Below are 20,846 nucleotides of genomic sequence, written 5' to 3' on the forward strand. Positions count from 1 at the left end.
GGCCTGGATCGTCGTTGGATATTCCAATAACTGCATCCACGCCACTCTCTACCTAACATCAGGGACACATGGAAGATGAGTCACCCCTCACAGTTCACCTTGCTTCGCACCCGGCGCTTCCTGCCGTTCTTCGTCACGCAGTCGCTTGGGGCGTTCAACGACAACATCTTCAAGCAGTCGCTGATTCTCGCCATTCTCTACAAGTTGACGATCGACGGTGACCGCTCGATTTGGGTCAACCTGTGTGCGCTGCTGTTCATCCTGCCGTTCTTCCTGTTCTCGGCATTGGCCGGGCAGTTCGGGGAGAAGTTCGCCAAGGACGCGCTGATTCGTCTGATCAAGCTCGGGGAAATCGCCATCATGGCGGTCGGCGCGGTCGGTTTCATGTTCGATCACCTGTCGCTGATGCTGGTGGCGCTGTTCGCCATGGGCACTCACTCGGCGCTGTTCGGGCCGGTGAAATACTCGATCCTGCCCCAGGCCTTGCGTGACGAAGAGCTGGTGGGTGGCAACGGTCTGGTGGAAATGGGCACCTTCCTGGCGATCCTCGCCGGCACCATCGGTGCCGGGATCATGATGTCCTCCAGTCATTACGCGCCGATCGTCTCCACGGCGATCGTCGGTGTTGCGGTGCTCGGCTATCTGGCCAGCCGCAGCATTCCACGGGCCGCGGCCGCCTCCCCGGAAATGCGCCTGAACTGGAACATTTTCAGCCAGTCCTGGGCCACGTTGAAGCTGGGCTTGGGGCAGACTCCGGCAGTGTCACGCTCGATTGTCGGCAACTCGTGGTTCTGGTTTGTCGGGGCGATTTATCTGACGCAGATCCCGGCCTATGCCAAAGAGTGGATGCACGGTGACGAAACCGTGGTGACGCTGATTCTTACGGTCTTCTCGGTCGGTATCGCACTCGGTTCGATGCTTTGCGAGAAACTGTCCGGCCGCAAAGTCGAAATCGGTCTGGTGCCGTTCGGCTCTTTCGGTCTGACCGTGTTTGGTTTGCTGCTGTGGTGGCATTCCGGTGGAATTCCGGACAGCGTTGCAGGCCATGGCTGGATCGAAGTCCTGGGTTTTGGCCATGCCTGGCTGGTGTTGATCGACATTCTGGGGCTTGGGGTGTTCGGCGGTTTCTACATCGTGCCGCTCTACGCGTTGATTCAGTCGCGTACCCCGGAGAACGAGCGGGCGCGGGTGATTGCCGCCAACAATATTCTCAACGCGCTGTTCATGGTGGTCTCGGCGATTGTCTCGATCGTCTTGCTGAGCATGGTCAAGCTGTCGATCCCGCAGCTGTTCCTGGTGGTGTCGCTGCTGAACATCGGCGTCAACGCTTACATCTTCAGCATCGTCCCCGAGTTCAGCATGCGCTTCATGATCTGGCTGCTCAGCCATTCCATGTACCGCGTGGAGCATCGCAATCTGCAGCTGATTCCCGATGAAGGCGCGGCGTTGCTGGTGTGCAATCACGTGTCCTTCGTCGACGCCTTGCTGATTGGCGGCGCGGTGCGTCGGCCGATTCGCTTTGTGATGTATTACAAGATCTACAACTTGCCAGTGCTGAACTTCATCTTCCGCACAGCCGGGACCATTCCGATCGCCGGTCGTCAGGAAGACATTCAGATCTACGAAAAAGCCTTCACGCGCATTGCTCAATATCTGAAGGACGGCGAGTTGGTGTGCATCTTCCCGGAGGGCAAATTGACTGCTGATGGCGAGATCAACGAGTTCAAGGGCGGGCTGACGCGGATTCTCGAAGAGACGCCGGTACCGGTGATTCCGTTGGCATTGCAGGGGTTGTGGGGGAGTTTCTTCAGCCGCGATCCGCAAAAGGGCGTGTTTCGCCGGTTGTGGTCACGGGTGACGCTGGTGGCAGGTCCTGCAGTGTCGGTTGAGGCGGCAGAGCCAGCCAGGTTGCAAGGGATGGTGGGCGAATTGCGCGGCGCAGTACGCTGATTCCTGTCGTGGCGGGCCGCTAACCCAGCGTGCCCGCTCCGGGCATTCAGCCCGCCATCGCCAACCGGTTACGTCCCTCGCGCTTGGCCACATACAACGCACTGTCGGCCCGTCGCAACAGGCTTTCGGCAGATTCGCCGGGCAATAGCGTCGAGCAACCAAGGCTGACCGTCAGCTCGATCACATGGCCATCGGCCACATAATTCTCTGCCTGCACTGCAAATCGTAGCCGTTCGCCAACCATGGCTGCTGCCTCACGACTCGTGTTGGACAGCAGGATCAGGAACTCTTCGCCACCAAAGCGGAAGACCATGTCCACGTTGCGCAACTGGTTTTTGATCGAGGCTGCAACGGCCTTGAGCACGTCATCGCCGGCGCTGTGTCCGTGGTTGTCGTTGATGCGTTTGAAGTGGTCGATGTCCAGCATCAGCAGCGACAAGGGTTGCAGATGCCGACGCGACATCTCGATTTCCCGTTTCAGGGTCTGATCCATGGCAATGCGGTTGCCGGTGCCCGTCAGCGGATCGCGCAAGGCGCTTTGGGTGGCGGCGCGGTAGAGCAGGGCATTGCGCATCGGATACAGCAATGCGGACAGCAGTGACTCGAGGTTGCCTTGTTCCTGCTCACTGAAACGCTGATTGCGGCGGAATACCAGTTCGCCCAGATTCTCGCCTTCGTGGCTGAGGCTGTAGCTGATCGAGTGATGGCCGCGCAGGCCGAACTCCAGGCGCAAGTCGCTGGCCGGGTGCTCGTACGTCAAGGCGTCAAGTGGTACTAGTCGCTGAATCTCACGGAAGAACAGCCCGAGAATGCGTTGCGGCTCAAGACTGGTTTGCAGCTGCAGACTGAGTTGCTGGCGCAGTTGCGAAAGGCTGACGGGCCTCTCGATGAGGGTAGGCTGCTGACCAAAGCCCAGGCGTTGCAATTTGGCGCTATCGAAGTCAATTGCGTTGGTCTGGGAAGGTGATTTCATATGGCGTGCACCCCTAAGCAGTAAGGCTGTCTTACAGGCTGGGTGAGAGCGGCTTTGGGCTGCGCGTCATACTGGTCCATCAGTCCCGTAGGACATTTGGCCCAAGTTTAGTCCGCTTTGCCGACGATAAGTAATCTGTCGGCTCAGGCGTCCGCCCGTTTGCTTTCACACTGCGTGTCTGAGCAAATTTAGAGCGAAAGTCGTGCCATTCAGTTCAGTCGGATAAAAAACGTTCTAAATCAAAGAGTTGAAGCTGTTGATGAGGGGTGTCGCCGGGTTTTGTGACAGTTGGTTGACGTGTGATGGGGATGGTTGCGACGCATTTGTATGCCGCGGCGGGAAGCCGTCGCGGCACAAAAGCGACGCGCGGGCGTTACTGAGCGTTGAACGCCTGGCCATTGATGCCGGTGCTGTCCGGACCCATCAGGTAGAGGTAGACCGGCATGATCTCCTCGGGCGTCGGGTTGTTCAGCGGGTTTTCCCCCGGGTAAGCCTGGGCGCGCATGCTGGTGCGGGTGGCGCCCGGGTTGATGCTGTTGGAGCGCACCGGTGCCACGGTGTCGACTTCGTCGGCCAGGGTTTGCATCAAGCCTTCGGTGGCGAACTTGGACACGCCGTAAGCGCCCCAATACGCACGTCCCTTGCGGCCGACGCTGCTGGAGGTGAACACCACCGAGGCGTCCTTGGACAGCTTGAGCAGCGGCAGCAGGGTGCTGGTGAGCATGAACATGGCGTTGACGTTGACTTGCATGACACGCATGAAGTTTTCGCCGGACAGCTGTTCGATCGGCGTACGCGGGCCAATGATCGACGCGTTGTGCAGCAAACCGTCGAGATGGCCGAATTCGGTTTCGATCATCGCTGCCAGCTCATCGTATTGATGGGGCAGGGCGGTTTCCAGGTTGAACGGGATCACGGCCGGCTGTGGATGGCCGGCGGCTTCGATTTCGTCGTAGACCTGGGTCAGATTGGCTTCGGTCTTGCCCAGCAACAGCACAGTGGCACCGTGCGCGGCAAAGGTTTTCGCGGCGGCAGCGCCGATGCCACGGCCAGCGCCGGTGACCAGGATGACCCGGTCCTTGAGCAATTCTGGGCGGGCGGAATAATCAAACATAAAAAACCTCACAAAGCAGAAGACACATCGCGGCGCGGCCATTCGCGGGCAAGCCCGCTCCCACAAGGATCGAAGGTGTTCACACATGTTGCATCCACCCAAAGGACCCTGTGGGAGCGGGCTTGCCCGCGAAGGCGTCAGCATTCACGCCTCATTTCCAGAACCTGAAACCGGCACTCAGCAGCTACAGAGGGCGCTATCCAAAACCTTGCGCAACTCCAGCGGATGATCGACCACTACATCCGCGCCCCAATGCCGCGGGTTATCCTCCGGATGAATGTAGCCATAGGTCACCGCGGCCGTTCTGGTGCCGGCGTCGCGACCGGATTCGATATCGCGCAAGTCATCACCCACGAACAACACGCTGGCCGGATCGAGGTCGAGCATCTTGCACGCGAGGATCAACGGCTCGGGGTCCGGTTTGCTGTTCTTCACATGGTCCGGGCAGATCAACAACGCCGAGCGCTCGGCCAGGCCAAGCTGTTGCATGATCGGCTCGGCGAACCGCAGCGGCTTGTTGGTGACCACGCCCCAGATCAGGTTGGCCTTTTCGATGTCGGCCAGCAGTTCGCCCATGCCGTCGAAGAGTTTGCTGTGAACCGCGCAACCGGCGAGGTAACGCTCGAGGAACTCCAGGCGCAATTCCTCGAAACCCGGTGTTTCCGGGTCCATGGAGAAGGTCACCGCGACCATCGCCTTGGCGCCGCCGGAGATCTCGTCGCGAATGTGTTTGTCGTTCATCGGCGGCAAGCCGCGATCGGCGCGCATCGCCTGACAGATCGCAATAAAGTCCGGCGCGGTGTCGAGCAGGGTGCCGTCCATGTCGAAAAGAACTGCTCTGATACGCATCGGCTTACTCCTCGCGCAGGGTCTGGATCATGTAGTTGACGTCCACGTCGGAGGCCAGTTTGTAGTGCTTGGTCAGCGGGTTGTAGGTCAGGCCGATGATGTCCTTGACGGTCAGGCCAGCCATGCGGCTCCAGGCACCCAGCTCGGACGGGCGGATGAATTTCTTGAAATCGTGGGTGCCGCGCGGCAGCAGCTTCATGATGTATTCCGCGCCGACGATGGCGAACAGGTACGCCTTCGGGTTGCGGTTGATGGTGGAGAAGAACACCTGGCCACCGGGCTTGACCATACGGAAGCAAGCGCGGATCACCGAGGACGGGTCCGGCACGTGCTCGAGCATTTCCAGGCACGTGACCACGTCGAACTGCTCGGGCATTTCTTCAGCCAGCGCTTCGGCGGTGATCTGCCGGTATTCGACGCTCACGCCGGATTCCAGTTGATGCAGTTGCGCGACCGCCAGCGGCGCTTCGCCCATGTCGATACCCATGACGGTAGCGCCGCGCTGGGCCATGGCTTCGCTGAGAATGCCGCCGCCGCAACCGATGTCGAGGACTTTCTTGCCGGCCAGGTTGACCCGTTCGTCAATCCAGTTGACCCGCAGCGGGTTGATGTCGTGCAGCGGTTTGAACTCGCTTTCGCGGTCCCACCAGCGATGGGCCAGGGCTTCGAATTTGGCGATTTCGGCGTAGTCGACGTTGCTCATGGTTAAGTCCTCTAAAACTTGAAAAATCCTGTTGCCCCGGTGGTAAGTCCGGGGTGCTTACGATTCGGTATGGCCGCTGATGCGCTGGCCCCACGCCTTGGCGGTGACGCAGAGTTGTTCTTCGTCCAGACGAGTCAGGCGGCGGTCGTCGAGCAGTTGCTTGCCGGCGACCCAAAGGTGTTTCACGCAATCACGGCCGGTGGCATATATAAGCTGCGAAACCGGGTCGTAGACCGGTTGCTGCGCCAGGCCGGAGAGGTCGAACGCGACGATGTCTGCCGCTTTGCCGACTTCCAGCGATCCCGTTTCGGATTCAATGCCCAGCGCGCGGGCGCCATTGAGCGTGGCCATGCGCAGGGCGCGATGGGCATCCAGCGCGGTGGCCGAGCCGGCGACGGCTTTGGCCAATAAGGCGGCGGTGCGGGTTTCGCCGAGCAAGTCCAGGTCATTGTTGCTGGCCGAGCCATCGGTGCCGACTGCCACATTGACGCCAGCCTGCCATAAGCGCTCCACCGGGCAGAACCCGCTGGCCAGCTTCAGGTTCGACTCCGGGCAATGAATCACGTTGGTGTTACTTTCTACCAGCAACACCAGGTCTTCATCGCTGATCTGAGTCATGTGGACGGCCTGGAAGCGCGGCCCCAGCAAGCCCAGGCGCCCGAGGCGAGCCAACGGGCGCTCGCCGCGCTGCTCGACGGACTGCTGCACTTCATAAGCCGTTTCATGCACGTGCATATGGATCGAGGCGTCCAGCTCTTCGGTGATCACCCGGATTTTTTCCAGGTTCTCGTCGCCCACGGTGTAGGGTGCATGGGGGCCGAAGGTGACTTTGATACGCTCGTGGTGCTTGAGATCGTTGAACAGTTCGACGCCCTGACGAATGGCTTCATCCGCCGTGCTGGCGCCCGGGATCGGGAAATCGAGGATCGGAATGGCGATTTGCGCACGGATGCCGCTGTTATGGGCGCGCTCGCTCGCAACCTTCGGGAAGAAATACATGTCAGAGAAGCAGGTGATGCCACCTTTGATCTGCTCGGCGATCGCCAGGTCAGTGCCGTCACGTACGAAAGCTTCATCGACCCACTTGGCTTCGGCCGGCCAAATGTGGTTTTCCAGCCAGGTCATCAGGGGCAGATCATCGGCCAGGCCACGGAACAGTGTCATCGCCGCATGACCGTGGGCATTGATCAAGCCGGGGCAGAGCAATATGTCCGGCAATTCGCGGACTTCGGTTGCGTTAAGCTTCAGCGCAGCCGAGCGTGGGCCGATGAATACGATGCGTCCGTCGCGGATGCCCAGGGCGTGCTCTTTGAGGACAACGCCAGCGGGTTCGACGGGTACCAGCCAGGTCGGCAGCAATAGCAAGTCGAGCGCAACGGCAGTGTTCGGCATCGAGAGTCGGTTCCAGAGCTTTTGTAAAGGATGGCGAAGTATACCCGAGCGTCTTCGCGGGGGGATCGCTATAATCGACGGCTTTTGTTCATGTGTGCGGGGTGAGGGATGCGCGATCGACTGTTGGCTGCGGAGAAAGTAAAGGCCATCGATTGGCGTGATGGCGCCCTTTACCTGCTGGATCAGCGTATTTTGCCGTTCGAGGAAACCTGGATCGCCTACACCAGCGCTGCTGGCGTGGCCGAGGCCATTCGTTCGATGGTGGTGCGCGGCGCGCCGGCGATTGGCATCAGTACCGCCTATGGCGTTGTGCTGGCGGCCCGCGCGCGGTTTGCCGAGGGCGGTGACTGGCAGACGGCGCTGGAAGAGGATTTCGCGCTGCTGGCCGATTCCCGTCCGACCGCGGTCAACCTGTTCTGGGCCCTGGGCCGCATGCGCGACCGGCTTGAACGTCTGAAGGATCACGCCGATCCGATGGCGGTGCTGGAGGCGGAGGCTATCGCCATTCACGAGAGTGATCGCGAAGCCAACCTGACCATGGCGCAACTGGGCGTGGACCTGATCCGCAAGCACCAGGGCAACGCCCAGGCGATCCTGACTCACTGCAACACCGGCGCACTGGCCACCGGCGGCTTTGGCACGGCGCTTGGCGTCATTCGTGGCGCGTTCATAGAAGGTATGGTCGAACGCGTCTACGCCAACGAAACCCGTCCATGGCTGCAAGGTTCGCGATTGACCGCATGGGAACTGTCCAACGAAGGCATTCCCGTCACGCTCAATGCCGACTCCGCCGCCGCCCACATCATGAAAACCAAGGGCATTACCTGGGTGATCGTCGGCGCTGACCGGATCACCGCCAATGGCGACGTGGCCAACAAGATCGGCACCTATCAGCTGGCGGTGAACGCCATGCACCACGGCGTGCGCTTCATGGTGGTGGCGCCGAGTTCGACCATCGACATGAACCTGGCCAGCGGTGATGACATTCCGATTGAAGAGCGCGATGGTCGCGAGTTACTGGAAGTCGGCGGCAAGCGGGTCGGGGCGAATGTCGATGCGTTCAACCCGGTGTTCGACGTGACCCCGGCTGACTTGATCGATGCGATCATCACCGAAAAAGGCATCGTCGAACGCCCGGACACCGCGAAAATGGCGCAGTTGATGTGCCGCAAGCGACTGCATTAAAGATATTTGGCGCCTGATAAATCGCCTTCGCGAGCAAGCCCGCTCCCACATTTGACCGAGATCTCCAGTTAGACACGGTCGAGTGTGGGAGCGGGCTTGCTCGCGAAGAGGCCCTCACAGCCACCAAACAACCCTATTCACTTCGAAATTCTTCAATCAAAAAGCCTCTAAGCCTCTCTCGTCCCCTTCAAGCCTGTCACCGGTCAACTAACTATGCTCCATGCGCATCAGGGGGATAGGTGCGTGGCGGCTCTTGTGATAACATCCGGCGGTTTCCAAGGTAGCCCGATGTGGCTGCCTTTACTGCGCAGATCCATGGCATAACTCGTTGATTTGTCGTAAGTCGGTGCATGGCACTCAGCCTGCAGCGGCGAGCTTCGTTCGTCCCATATGGATGTGACGAAGTTTCACCAGAAAAAGGAATCAGGCTTCTCATGGGCGAACTGGCCAAAGAAATCCTCCCGGTCAATATCGAAGACGAGCTGAAGCAGTCCTACCTCGACTACGCGATGAGCGTAATTGTCGGGCGGGCACTGCCGGATGCGCGCGATGGCTTGAAGCCCGTGCACCGGCGTGTGCTGTTCGCGATGAGCGAGCTGGGCAACGACTTCAACAAGCCGTACAAGAAATCTGCCCGTGTTGTCGGTGACGTGATCGGTAAGTACCACCCTCACGGTGATACCGCGGTGTACGACACCATCGTTCGGATGGCGCAGCCATTCTCGCTGCGTTACCTGCTGGTAGACGGTCAGGGCAACTTCGGTTCCGTGGACGGCGACAACGCCGCCGCCATGCGATACACCGAAGTGCGCATGACCAAGCTGGCGCACGAGCTGCTGGCTGACCTGCACAAAGAAACCGTGGACTGGGTGCCGAACTACGACGGCACCGAAATGATCCCGGCGGTCATGCCGACCCGTATTCCCAACCTGTTGGTCAACGGCTCCAGCGGTATCGCCGTGGGCATGGCGACCAACATCCCGCCGCACAACCTCGGTGAAGTCATCGACGGTTGCCTGGCACTCATCGACAACCCTGAGTTGACCATCGATGAGCTGATGCAATACATCCCTGGTCCGGACTTCCCGACCGCTGCGATCATCAACGGTCGCGCCGGCATCATCGAAGCCTACCGCACCGGTCGTGGCCGCATTTACATGCGCGCCCGCTCGATAATCGAAGACATCGACAAGGTCGGTGGCCGTCAGCAGATCGTCATCACCGAACTCCCTTACCAGCTGAACAAGGCCCGTCTGATCGAGAAGATCGCCGAGCTGGTAAAAGAGAAGAAGCTCGAAGGCATCACCGAACTGCGCGACGAGTCCGACAAGGACGGTATGCGCGTCGTGATCGAACTGCGTCGCGGCGAAGTGCCTGAGGTGATCCTCAACAACCTCTACGCCCAGACCCAGCTGCAAGCGGTGTTCGGTATCAACATCGTCGCGCTGATCGACGGCCGTCCGCGGATCCTGAACCTCAAGGACCTGCTGGAAGCCTTCGTTCGTCACCGTCGCGAAGTGGTTACCCGCCGTACCGTGTTCGAACTGCGTAAAGCCCGCGAACGTGGTCACATTCTGGAAGGTCAAGCGGTTGCCCTGTCGAACATCGACCCGGTCATCGCCCTGATCAAAGCCTCGCCAACGCCGTCGGAAGCCAAGGAAGCGCTGATCAAGACCGCGTGGGAATCCTCCGCCGTGGTCGCGATGGTTGAGCGTGCCGGTGCCGATTCTTGCCGTCCAGAGACCCTGGACCCGCAATACGGTCTGCGCGAAGGCAAGTACTTCCTGTCGCCAGAACAGGCACAAGCGATTCTGGAACTGCGTCTGCACCGTCTGACCGGTCTGGAACACGAAAAGCTGCTGGCCGAGTATCAAGAGATCCTCAACCAGATCGGCGAACTGATCCGCATCCTCAGCAGCGCCACGCGCCTGATGGAAGTGATCCGCGAAGAGCTGGAAGTGATCCGAGCCGAATACGGCGACGTGCGCCGCACCGAGATTCTCGATGCCCGTCTCGACCTGACCCTGGGTGACATGATCCCGGAAGAAGAGCGCGTCGTGACCATTTCCCACGGTGGCTACGCCAAGACCCAGCCGTTGGCTGCGTACCAGGCTCAGCGTCGTGGCGGTAAAGGCAAATCGGCTACCGGCGTCAAGGATGAGGACTACATCGCTCACCTGCTGGTTGCCAACAGCCATACCACGCTGCTGCTGTTCTCCAGCAAAGGTAAAGTGTACTGGCTGAAAACCTACGAAATCCCGGAAGCGTCCCGCGCTGCCCGTGGTCGTCCGCTGGTCAACCTGCTGCCGCTGGACAGTGATGAATACATCACCACCATGCTGCCGGTCGACGAATACACCGAAGGTCACTTCATCTTCATGGCCACTGCCAAAGGCACCGTGAAGAAGACCCCGCTGGAATCCTTCAGCCGTCAACGCAGCGTCGGTCTGATCGCGCTGGAGCTGGATGAAGGCGATGTGCTGATTTCTGCTTCCATTACCGATGGCAGTCGCGAAGTCATGCTGTTCTCCGACGGCGGCAAGGTCACTCGCTTCAAGGAAACCGACGTTCGCGCCATGGGCCGTACCGCTCGCGGTGTCCGCGGCATGCGTCTGCCGGAAGGCCAGAAGCTGATTTCCATGCTGATCCCGGAAGAAGGCAGCCAGATCCTCACCGCTTCGGCCCGTGGTTTCGGCAAGCGCACGGCGATCACCGAGTTCCCTGAGTACAAACGTGGCGGTCAGGGCGTTATCGCCATGGTCAGCAACGACCGTAACGGCCGTCTGGTCGGTGCAGTCCAGGTGCTCGACGGCGAGGAAATCATGCTGATTTCCGACCAGGGCACTCTGGTTCGTACGCGTGTCGACGAAGTCTCCAGTCTGGGTCGTAACACCCAGGGCGTGACCCTCATCAAACTGGCCAGCGATGAAACGCTGGTAGGTCTGGAGCGGGTTCAGGAGCCGTCGGAAGTCGAAGGCGAAGAACTGGAAGAAGGTGAAGAGGGTGCAGTGTTCGACGGCGAAGTCGTAATCGACGACGTTGTCGAAGACCAGCAACTCGACGCCGCAGCTGACGAAGAACCGCAGGAATAAGCGGACAGACAGGGGGCGGATGAGAATTCGCCCCCTTGTTGTTTGTCCCTTGAGAATATTCGACACCCACGAAGTTCCCTTGTGGGAGCGGGCTTGCTCGCGAAGACGGACTGACATTCACCACAGATGTCTCCTGTTGCACCGCTTTCGCGAGCAAGCCCGCTCCCACATTGGATCTGTGTCGACTGATATGTTTGTACGATCCACCAAATCAGAGCGAGATTGGATGTGAGCAAGAGAGCCTATAACTTCTGTGCCGGTCCTGCGGCACTTCCCGAAGCTGTCCTGCAGCGCGCCCAGGGTGAACTCCTTGATTGGCACGGCAAGGGCCTGTCGGTCATGGAAATGAGCCATCGCAGTGATGAGTTCGTGTCCATCGCCACCAAGGCCGAGCAGGATCTGCGTGATCTGCTGAATATCCCCTCGAACTATAAAGTGCTGTTTCTGCAAGGTGGCGCCAGCCAGCAATTTGCTCAGATTCCTCTGAACCTGTTGCCGGAAAGCGGCACCGCCGACTATATCGACACCGGTATCTGGTCGCAGAAAGCCATCGAAGAAGCTTCGCGCTACGGAAACGTCAACGTTGCCGCTACCGCCAAGCCTTACGACTATTTCGCTATTCCCGGTCAGAACGAATGGAACCTGTCGAAAGATGCGGCCTACGTTCACTACGCACCGAACGAAACCATCGGCGGCCTGGAATTCAACTGGGTTCCGGAAACCGGTGACGTCCCGCTGGTCGCCGACATGTCTTCCGACATTCTGTCGCGTCCGATCGATGTTTCGCGCTTCGGCATGATCTACGCCGGCGCGCAGAAGAACATCGGCCCGAGCGGCATCGTCGTCAACATCGTTCGCGAAGACCTGCTGGGTCACGCCCGTTCCCTGTGCCCGACCATGCTCAACTACAAGGTCGCGGCCGACAACGGCTCGATGTACAACACCCCGCCAACCCTGGCCTGGTACCTCTCGGGTCTGGTATTCGAGTGGCTGAAAGAGCAGGGTGGTGTTGAAGCCATCGGCAAGCTCAACGAAGTGAAACAGCGCACGCTGTACGACTTCATCGACGCCAGCGGCTTGTACAGCAACCCGATCAACAAGTCGGATCGCTCGTGGATGAACGTGCCGTTCCGCCTGGCTGACGACCGTCTCGACAAGCCATTCCTGGCCGGTGCCGAAGCGCGTGGCCTGTTGAACCTCAAGGGTCACCGTTCCGTGGGTGGCATGCGTGCCTCCATCTATAACGCCGTCGACATCGTTGCGGTCAACGCACTGATTTCGTACATGGCAGAGTTCGAGAAGGAACACGGTTAATGTCTGAGCAAGAACTCAAGGCACTGCGCCTGCGCATTGATGCCCTGGACGAGAAAGTCCTGGAGCTGATCAGTGAGCGCGCACGCTGCGCCCAGGAAGTTGCGCGAGTAAAGATGGCCTCGCTGGCCGAAGGCGAAGTGCCGGTGTTCTATCGTCCTGAGCGTGAAGCTCAGGTGCTCAAGCGCGTCATGGAGCGTAACCAGGGGCCGCTGGGCAACGAAGAGATGGCGCGGCTGTTCCGCGAAATCATGTCCTCGTGCCTGGCCCTCGAGCAGCCGCTGAAAGTGGCTTACCTCGGCCCTGAAGGCACGTTCACCCAAGCCGCAGCCATGAAGCACTTCGGTCACGCCGTGATCAGCAAGCCGATGGCGGCGATTGACGAAGTGTTCCGTGAAGTGGCAGCCGGTGCGGTGAATTTTGGCGTGGTCCCGGTGGAAAACTCCACTGAGGGCGCGGTCAACCACACCCTCGACAGCTTCCTCGAACACGACATGGTGATCTGTGGCGAAGTCGAGCTGCGGATTCACCACCACCTGTTGGTCGGTGAAAACACCAAGACCGATAGCATCAGCCGCATCTATTCCCACGCCCAGTCCCTGGCCCAGTGCCGCAAGTGGCTGGACGCGCATTACCCGAATGTCGAGCGCGTGGCGGTGTCCAGCAACGCCGAAGCGGCCAAGCGGGTCAAGGGTGAGTGGAACTCGGCAGCGATTGCCGGCGACATGGCCGCAGGCTTGTACGGGCTGACCCGTCTGGCCGAGAAAATCGAGGATCGCCCGGACAACTCCACGCGATTCCTGATCATCGGCAGCCAGGAAGTGCCGCCGACCGGCGACGACAAGACTTCGATCATCGTCTCCATGAGCAACAAGCCCGGCGCACTTCACGAGTTGCTGGTGCCGTTCCACGACAACGGCATCGACCTGACGCGAATCGAGACGCGTCCCTCGCGCAGCGGTAAATGGACCTACGTGTTCTTCATCGACTTCGTCGGCCACCACCGCGACCCGCTGGTCAAAGGTGTGTTGGAAAAGATCAGTCAGGAAGCAGTGGCACTCAAAGTGCTGGGTTCCTACCCGAAAGCAGTTCTCTAAGGGCGGTAGCAAATGAGTGGTGACTTCCTCGCTCTGGCACAGCCGGGCGTGCAACAACTTTCGCCTTACGTTCCGGGCAAGCCCGTGGACGAACTGGCGCGCGAGCTGGACATCGATCCGGCCAGCATCGTCAAACTGGCCAGCAACGAAAACCCGTTGGGCGCCAGTCCCAAGGCTTTGGCAGCGATTCACGAAGCATTGGCCGAGCTGACCCGCTATCCGGACGGCAACGGTTTTGCGCTCAAGACCCTGCTGGCCGATCAATGCCGCGTCGAGCTCAATCAGGTGACGCTGGGCAACGGTTCCAACGACATTCTGGAACTGGTCGCCCGTGCCTATCTGGCGCCGGGTCTGAACGCGGTGTTCAGCGAGCACGCATTTGCGGTCTATCCGATCGTCACCCAGGCCGTCGGCGCCCAAGCCAAAGTGATCCCGGCCAAAGACTGGGGTCATGATCTTTCGGCCATGCTGGCCGCGATCGATGCCGATACCCGCGTGGTGTTCATCGCCAACCCGAACAACCCGACCGGAACCTGGTTCGGCGCTGAAGCGCTGGACGAATTCCTGCAGGACGTTCCGGAACACGTGCTGGTGGTGCTGGACGAGGCCTACATCGAATACGCCGAAGGTAGCGATTTGCCGGATGGCCTGGACTTCCTGGCGGCTTATCCGAACCTGCTGGTGTCGCGCACCTTTTCCAAGGCTTACGGCTTGGCGGCATTGCGGGTCGGCTATGGCTTGTCCACAGCCGTGGTCGCCGATGTGTTGAATCGCGTGCGTCAGCCGTTCAACGTCAACAGCCTGGCCTTGGCCGCTGCATGCGCTGCGCTGAAAGACGCCGAATACCTGGCCGAAAGCCGTCGCCTGAACGAATCCGGCATGCAGCAGCTGGAAGCGGGTTTCCGTGAGCTGGGGTTGAGCTGGATTGCGTCCAAGGGCAACTTCATCTGCGTCGATCTGGGCCGTGTTGCGGCTCCGGTCTTCCAGGGCTTGCTGCGCGAAGGCGTGATCGTGCGTCCGGTGGCCAATTACGGCATGCCGAATCACTTGCGCATCACCATTGGTCTGCCGGCGGAAAACAGCCGCTTCCTCGAAGCGCTGACCAAGGTTCTGGCTCGTGGTTGATGTCACTGCACTGCAATCTGCTGAACCTATGATCGGTCGCCTGGTGGTGGTCGGTCTGGGGCTGATCGGCGGTTCGTTTGCCAAGGGCTTGCGTGAAGGCGGCCTGTGCCGCGAAGTGGTCGGGGTCGATCTCGACCCGCAGTCGCGCAAGCTGGCGGTCGAGTTGGGTGTGGTGGATCGCTGTGAAGAAGATCTGGCCGCTGCTTGTCAGGGCGCCGACGTGATTCAGCTGGCCGTGCCGATCCTCGCCATGGAAAAAATGCTCGGCCGATTGGCCGGCATGGACCTGGGGCAAGCGATTCTGACCGACGTCGGCAGCGCCAAAGGCAATGTGGTGCGGGCGGCAACCGAGGCGTTTGGCGGCATGCCGTCGCGTTTCGTTCCGGGGCACCCGATTGCCGGTTCCGAGCAGAGCGGGGTGGAAGCCTCTAACTCAGAGCTGTTCCGTCGCCATAAAGTGATTTTGACGCCGCTGGATCAAACTGATCCGGCAGCGCTGGCAGTGGTCGACCGGTTGTGGCGCGAATTGGGGGCCGATGTCGAGCACATGCAGGTTGAGCGTCATGACGAAGTGTTGGCGGCGACCAGCCATTTGCCGCACTTGTTGGCGTTCGGTTTGGTCGATTCGTTGGCCAAGCGCAATGAAAACCTTGAGATCTTCCGTTACGCTGCGGGCGGTTTCCGCGATTTCACAAGAATTGCGGGTAGCGACCCGGTCATGTGGCACGACATCTTCCTCGCCAACCGCGAAGCTGTCCTGCGCACACTCGATACATTTCGCAGCGATCTCGACGCCTTGCGCGACGCGGTCGATGCAGGGGATGGGCACCAATTGTTGGGCGTGTTCACTCGCGCCCGGGTTGCCCGCGAACATTTCAGTAAAATCCTTGCCCGCCGGGCTTATGTGGACGCTATGAATTCCAACGACCTGATTTTCCTGGCACAACCTGGTGGCCGCCTGACTGGGCGGATTCGAGTACCGGGCGACAAATCGATTTCCCACCGTTCGATCATGCTCGGCTCCCTGGCTGAAGGCGTTACCGAAGTGGAAGGTTTCCTTGAGGGCGAAGACGCCCTGGCAACCTTGCAGGCCTTCCGCGACATGGGCGTCGTGATCGAAGGTCCGCACCACGGTCGCGTGACCATTCACGGCGTCGGCCTGCATGGCTTGAAGCCTGCGCCGGGCCCGATCTATCTGGGCAACTCCGGCACTTCGATGCGTCTGCTGTCTGGCCTGTTGGCTGCGCAGAGCTTCGACAGCACGCTGACGGGCGACGCTTCGCTGTCCAAGCGTCCGATGAATCGCGTGGCCAATCCGCTGCGTGAGATGGGCGCTGTGATCGAGACCGCTGCTGAAGGTCGTCCGCCGATGACCATTCGTGGCGGCAACAAGCTCAAAGGCCTGACCTACACCATGCCGATGGCCAGCGCCCAGGTTAAATCCTGCCTGCTGCTGGCGGGTTTGTACGCCGAAGGCAAGACCACCGTCACCGAGCCGGCGCCAACCCGTGATCACACCGAGCGCATGCTGCGTGGCTTCGGCTACCCGGTCACCGTCAACGGTGCGACCGCTTCGGTCGAGTCCGGCCACAAGCTGACCGCGACCCACATTGAAGTGCCGGGCGACATCTCGTCTTCCGCGTTCTTCCTGGTGGCCGCGTCAATCGCCGAAGGTTCGGAGCTGGTGCTTGAGCACGTCGGCATCAACCCGACCCGTACCGGTGTGATCGATATTCTGCGTCTGATGGGCGCTGACATCACCCTGGAAAACCAACGTGAAGTCGGCGGTGAGCCGGTTGCGGATTTGCGCGTTCGTGCAGCTAAACTCAAAGGTATCGAGATTCCCGAAGCGCTGGTGCCGCTGGCCATCGACGAATTCCCGGTGCTGTTCGTGGCCGCGGCCTGTGCCGAAGGGCGCACCATCCTGCGTGGCGCCGAAGAGCTGCGGGTTAAAGAGTCGGACCGGATTCAGGTCATGGCAGATGGCTTGCTGGCGCTTGGCGTCAAATGCGAACCGACCCCGGACGGCATCATCATCGACGGCGGCCAGATCGGCGGCGGCGAAGTGCACGGTCACGGCGATCACCGGATTGCCATGGCCTTCAGCGTGGCTTCGCTACGCGCCACTGCACCGATCCGCATCCATGATTGCGCCAACGTCGCGACGTCGTTCCCGAACTTCCTCGCGCTGTGCGCGCAGGTCGGTATCCGTGTTGCACAAGAGGCTCAGTCGTGATTATCAAGCCACCGGTCATCACCATCGACGGCCCAAGCGGTTCGGGGAAAGGCACTATTGCCGGGATTCTGGCCAAGCGCCTGGGCTGGTGCCTGCTGGATTCCGGTGCGCTGTACCGTCTGCTGGCATTCGCCGCGCGTAATCATGGCGTCGATCTGACCAATGAAGAGTCGCTGAAGCTGCTGGCCGCTCATCTGGACGTGCAATTCGTCGGTGCGACCGAAGGTCATCCGCAGCGGATCATCCTCGAAGGTGACGATGTCACTGATGATTTGCGCAACGAACAAGTCGGCGCCTGGGCTTCCCAGGTCGCTGCACTGCCGGCGGTGCGTGATGCGCTGCTCCAGCGCCAGCGGGCGTTTCAGGAGGCTCCGGGTCTGGTGGCCGATGGTCGCGACATGGGCACGGTGGTTTTTCCGGATGCACCGCTGAAGATATTCCTCACTGCCAGTGCCGAGGAGCGTGCGCGCCGTCGATACTTGCAGTTGAAGGGCAAAGTCGATGGTGTTAGTCTGTCGAGTCTGCTAGATGAGATACGTGTCCGCGATGAGCGTGACACCCAGCGAGCGGTAGCCCCGCTCAAACCGGCGGCTGACGCCATACAGCTGGATTCCACGGAATTATCCATCGATCAGGTGCTGGAACGCATCATGAGCGAGATCGCCATTCGCGATATCGCCGGGTGACCAAGAAGCGACTCAGGGGACCAGTCATAGTCCTGCGTCGCTTCTTCAAATGAACATAACCCACGTCGTCTGGGATGTGGAGATGGGCGTATCCTTCGCCCTTATTCAACAGGAATTAAAATGAGCGAAAGCTTTGCGGAACTCTTTGAAGAAAGCCTAAAAACCCTGAACCTTCAGGCAGGCTCCATCATCACCGGTGTTATCGTTGATATCGATTACCAAGCTCGCTGGGTAACCGTTCACGCTGGCCTGAAGTCTGAAGCACTCATCCCGCTTGAGCAGTTCTACAACGATGCTGGCGAACTGACTATCAACGTCGGTGACGAAGTTCACGTTGCTCTGGACTCGGTTGAAGACGGCTTTGGTGAAACCAAGCTGTCCCGTGAAAAAGCCAAGCGCGCTGAATGCTGGATTGTTCTGGAAGCAGCCTTCGCAGCCGAAGAAGTGGTCAAGGGCGTTATCAACGGTAAGGTTAAAGGCGGCTTCACTGTCGACGTTAACGGCATCCGTGCGTTCCTGCCAGGTTCTCTGGTTGACGTCCGTCCTGTGCGCGACACCACGCACCTGGAAGGCAAAGAGCTGGAATTCAAGGTCATCAAGCTTGACCAGAAACGCAACAACGTTGTCGTTTCCCGTCGTAGCGTCCTCGAAGCCGAGAACTCCGCTGAGCGTGAAGCTCTGCTGGAATCCCTGCAGGAAGGCCAACAAGTCAAAGGTATCGTCAAAAACCTCACCGATTACGGCGCATTCGTCGATCTGGGTGGCGTCGATGGCCTGCTGCACATTACCGACATGGCTTGGAAGCGTATCAAGCATCCTTCCGAAATCGTCAACGTTGGCGACGAGATCGATGTCAAGGTTCTGAAGTACGATCGCGAACGCAATCGTGTTTCCCTGGGCCTCAAGCAACTGGGCGAAGATCCATGGGTTGCTATCAAAGCCCGTTACCCAGAAAGCACTCGCGTTACCGCTCGTGTAACCAACCTGACCGACTACGGCTGCTTCGCTGAGCTGGAAGAAGGCGTTGAAGGCCTGGTACACGTTTCCGAAATGGACTGGACCAACAAGAACATCCACCCTTCGAAAGTCGTACAAGTCGGCGACGAAGTGGAAGTTATGGTTCTGGACATCGACGAAGAGCGTCGTCGTATCTCCCTCGGCATCAAGCAGTGCAAATCTAACCCATGGGAAGATTTCTCTGGCCAGTTCAACAAGGGCGATAAAATCTCCGGCACCATCAAGTCGATCACCGATTTCGGTATCTTCATTGGTCTGGACGGCGGCATCGACGGTCTGGTTCACCTGTCCGACATCTCCTGGAACGAAGTGGGCGAAGAAGCCGTTCGCCGCTTCAAGAAGGGCGACGAGCTGGACACCGTTATCCTGTCGGTTGACCCAGAGCGCGAGCGCATCTCCCTGGGTATCAAGCAACTGGAAAGCGATCCGTTCTCCGAGTACGTTCAAGAGAACGACAAAGGCGCAATCGTTAAAGGCATCGTGAAGGAAGTTGACGCTAAAGGCGCCATCATCACTCTGGCCGACGATATCGAAGCGACTCTGAAAGCCTCCGAAATCAGCCGTGACCGCGTTGAAGACGCGCGCAACGTTCTGAAAGAAGGCCAGGAAGTAGAAGCCAAGATCATCAGCGTTGACCGCAAGAGCCGCGTAATCCAGCTCTCCATCAAGTCGAAAGACGATGCTGAAGAGAAAGAAGCCATCCAGAGCCTGAAAACTGCTCCGGAAGCCGAAGTGGGTAACACCACCATGGCTGCACTGCTGCGCGAAGCAATGGCCAAACAGAACTAAGTTCTGTCGGACCATAGAAAAAGGGCGACTTCGGTCGCCCTTTTTTGTGTCTGTGATTTGTTGATTCCAATGGTCTCGCAACGTTGCGGTCGTTTTGCCGTGAAACCAATCCCCTCAACAAGTTGTCTCTTTCTTTAGTCGGATCAATCGTTTATTTACGGCTAGTCTTTAGCTTGAAGCGAGCGACCGTCGGGCGGCGTATCCGGCCTGAGGAAGTGAATGAACAAGCTCATTGTCGTCATAGCAGTATTGACACTGGCAGGCTGTACCACTAATGCCAAGACCCACGCGGTGCGTGGGGTCAGTGGCATCGAGATCGATTGTTCGGGGTTGGGGTCGGGATGGGAGAAGTGTCGCAAGCGCGCGAGCAAGGAGTGCAAGGCGGCGGGTTACAAAGTTGTAGCCAGGTCAGATGATGCCAAAGACGAGGATGAGTACCCCTTTGGCTTCAATCCCGCGGGCTATCTGACGCGCACCATGCTGGTCATCTGTCGATGAGTGTGCGAGCGGTGTTCCGCGCCCTGGAAGAGGGCATCTCATTGTTGGTGGAAGATGTCAAAAACTCAGGCTGTTCAAATTCATCGGGGCGTGCTAAAACCTTTGAAGCGCTGATCTAGCTGCTTGAAAAAGAAGGGAAAAATATGACGAAGTCGGAGTTGATCGAACGAATTGTCACCCATCAAGGGCTGCTCTCATCCAAGGATGTGGAGCTGGCCATCAAGACCATGCTTGAACAAATGTCCCAATGTCTGGCCACCGGTGATCGCATCGAGATCCGCGGGTTTGGCAGCTTCTCCTTGCACTACCGCGCGCCGCGCGTAGGTCGCAATCCAAAAACCGGTCAGTCCGTCAGTCTCGACGGCAAGTTCGTGCCGCATTTCAAGCCAGGCAAAGAATTGCGCGATCGTGTGAATGAGGACGAGGAGGAGATGCTTTGACGGCCACCGCAATTCAAGGAACCGCTTATGCGTAACCTCAAGCGCGTACTGCTCGCCGTATTCATTCTGTTGCTGGTTTTGGCGATCCTGGCGTTCGTTCTCGAGAATCAGCAATCGGTTTCCCTGCTGTTTCTGGGGTGGGCGGGACCGCAACTACCGGTATCGCTGGTCATGGTTGTTGCGCTGCTGATCGGGATGGTGATCGGGCCGATTCTAGGTTGGTTTCTGGGACGTACGTCCAGAGTTTCACGCAAGCATCTTGTCTGATTACGATATAGGTGGTGAGGCGATTGAGGCCACAGCTTGTCTATATCCATTAGTAAAACCGTCATTAAGCTGTAAAATGCTGCGCTTGTCCGATAGTGGCCTATGCCCACGTCGGCTCAGAC

Annotated in this window: 17 protein-coding genes; 12 read left to right on the top strand and 5 right to left on the bottom strand. The window is 59.2% G+C overall.

The window, feature by feature from the left end; translation table 11 throughout:
• Positions 1 to 75: 75 nt before the first annotated feature.
• The gene (locus KW848_RS14575) at positions 76 to 1,950 is read left to right on the top strand and encodes an MFS transporter (protein ID WP_111450719.1); all 1,875 of its coding nucleotides are present in this window, start codon (positions 76 to 78) and stop codon (positions 1,948 to 1,950) included.
• A 46-nt stretch (positions 1,951 to 1,996) separates the two neighbouring features.
• On the opposite strand, the gene KW848_RS14580 is transcribed toward KW848_RS14575, so the two are convergent.
• The 5 genes from KW848_RS14580 to KW848_RS14600 form a co-directional block, all read right to left on the bottom strand.
• Positions 1,997 to 2,923: a GGDEF domain-containing protein gene (locus KW848_RS14580; RefSeq protein WP_218537272.1), complete on the bottom strand. Its 927-nt coding sequence runs from the start codon at positions 2,921 to 2,923 to the stop codon at positions 1,997 to 1,999.
• A 373-nt stretch (positions 2,924 to 3,296) separates the two neighbouring features.
• Positions 3,297 to 4,037, bottom strand: coding sequence for a YciK family oxidoreductase (locus KW848_RS14585; protein ID WP_218537273.1), 741 nt, complete (start codon positions 4,035 to 4,037; stop codon positions 3,297 to 3,299).
• A gap of 177 nt (positions 4,038 to 4,214) precedes the next feature.
• On the bottom strand, positions 4,215 to 4,886 hold the full coding sequence (mupP, locus tag KW848_RS14590) for an N-acetylmuramic acid 6-phosphate phosphatase MupP (RefSeq protein ID WP_111450717.1): 672 nt from the start codon (positions 4,884 to 4,886) through the stop codon (positions 4,215 to 4,217).
• A gap of 4 nt (positions 4,887 to 4,890) precedes the next feature.
• The gene (gene ubiG / locus KW848_RS14595) at positions 4,891 to 5,589 is read right to left on the bottom strand and encodes a bifunctional 2-polyprenyl-6-hydroxyphenol methylase/3-demethylubiquinol 3-O-methyltransferase UbiG (protein ID WP_008148706.1); all 699 of its coding nucleotides are present in this window, start codon (positions 5,587 to 5,589) and stop codon (positions 4,891 to 4,893) included.
• A 57-nt stretch (positions 5,590 to 5,646) separates the two neighbouring features.
• Positions 5,647 to 6,981: a TRZ/ATZ family hydrolase gene (locus KW848_RS14600; protein ID WP_218537274.1), complete on the bottom strand. Its 1,335-nt coding sequence runs from the start codon at positions 6,979 to 6,981 to the stop codon at positions 5,647 to 5,649.
• Between the two features lie 108 nt (positions 6,982 to 7,089).
• Between KW848_RS14600 and mtnA the strand changes: the two genes are divergently transcribed.
• The 11 genes from mtnA to KW848_RS14655 all read left to right on the top strand — a co-directional run bounded on the left by mtnA (position 7,090) and on the right by KW848_RS14655 (position 20,724).
• On the top strand, positions 7,090 to 8,166 hold the full coding sequence (mtnA, locus tag KW848_RS14605; protein ID WP_218537275.1) for an S-methyl-5-thioribose-1-phosphate isomerase: 1,077 nt from the start codon (positions 7,090 to 7,092) through the stop codon (positions 8,164 to 8,166).
• A 434-nt stretch (positions 8,167 to 8,600) separates the two neighbouring features.
• Positions 8,601 to 11,258 (top strand): DNA gyrase subunit A, encoded by a 2,658-nt coding sequence (gene gyrA, locus KW848_RS14610; RefSeq protein ID WP_111450713.1) that lies wholly within the window; start codon positions 8,601 to 8,603, stop codon positions 11,256 to 11,258.
• Positions 11,259 to 11,486: 228 nt separating this feature from the next.
• Positions 11,487 to 12,572, top strand: a complete 1,086-nt coding sequence (gene serC / locus KW848_RS14615; RefSeq protein WP_192406927.1) for a 3-phosphoserine/phosphohydroxythreonine transaminase — start codon at positions 11,487 to 11,489, stop codon at positions 12,570 to 12,572.
• Positions 12,572 to 13,666: a prephenate dehydratase gene (gene pheA, locus KW848_RS14620; RefSeq protein WP_111450711.1), complete on the top strand. Its 1,095-nt coding sequence runs from the start codon at positions 12,572 to 12,574 to the stop codon at positions 13,664 to 13,666. The genes serC and pheA overlap by 1 nt, the downstream gene beginning before the upstream one ends.
• Positions 13,667 to 13,678: 12 nt before the next feature.
• A complete protein-coding gene (gene hisC / locus KW848_RS14625) occupies positions 13,679 to 14,791 on the top strand; it encodes a histidinol-phosphate transaminase (protein ID WP_218537276.1) in 1,113 nt (370 codons plus the stop codon).
• A 28-nt stretch (positions 14,792 to 14,819) separates the two neighbouring features.
• On the top strand, positions 14,820 to 17,027 hold the full coding sequence (locus KW848_RS14630; RefSeq protein ID WP_256365182.1) for a bifunctional prephenate dehydrogenase/3-phosphoshikimate 1-carboxyvinyltransferase: 2,208 nt from the start codon (positions 14,820 to 14,822) through the stop codon (positions 17,025 to 17,027).
• Positions 17,024 to 17,713: a (d)CMP kinase gene (gene cmk, locus KW848_RS14635; RefSeq protein ID WP_008148720.1), complete on the top strand. Its 690-nt coding sequence runs from the start codon at positions 17,024 to 17,026 to the stop codon at positions 17,711 to 17,713. The genes KW848_RS14630 and cmk overlap by 4 nt, the downstream gene beginning before the upstream one ends.
• 120 nt (positions 17,714 to 17,833) lie before the next feature.
• Positions 17,834 to 19,519 (top strand): 30S ribosomal protein S1, encoded by a 1,686-nt coding sequence (rpsA, locus tag KW848_RS14640; RefSeq protein WP_218537278.1) that lies wholly within the window; start codon positions 17,834 to 17,836, stop codon positions 19,517 to 19,519.
• Between the two features lie 219 nt (positions 19,520 to 19,738).
• Positions 19,739 to 20,017: a hypothetical protein gene (locus KW848_RS14645; RefSeq protein WP_111450708.1), complete on the top strand. Its 279-nt coding sequence runs from the start codon at positions 19,739 to 19,741 to the stop codon at positions 20,015 to 20,017.
• A 143-nt stretch (positions 20,018 to 20,160) separates the two neighbouring features.
• Entirely contained in the window at positions 20,161 to 20,457 is a 297-nt protein-coding gene (gene ihfB, locus KW848_RS14650) for an integration host factor subunit beta (protein WP_008148724.1), read from the top strand.
• Between the two features lie 27 nt (positions 20,458 to 20,484).
• Positions 20,485 to 20,724 carry a LapA family protein gene (locus KW848_RS14655; protein WP_218537279.1) on the top strand — a complete coding sequence of 80 codons (240 nt, stop codon included), beginning with the start codon at positions 20,485 to 20,487 and terminating at the stop codon, positions 20,722 to 20,724.
• Positions 20,725 to 20,846: the final 122 nt, after the last annotated feature.

The sequence above is a fragment of the Pseudomonas sp. PDM25 genome (genome assembly GCF_019219045.1).
Classification (GTDB): domain Bacteria; phylum Pseudomonadota; class Gammaproteobacteria; order Pseudomonadales; family Pseudomonadaceae; genus Aquipseudomonas.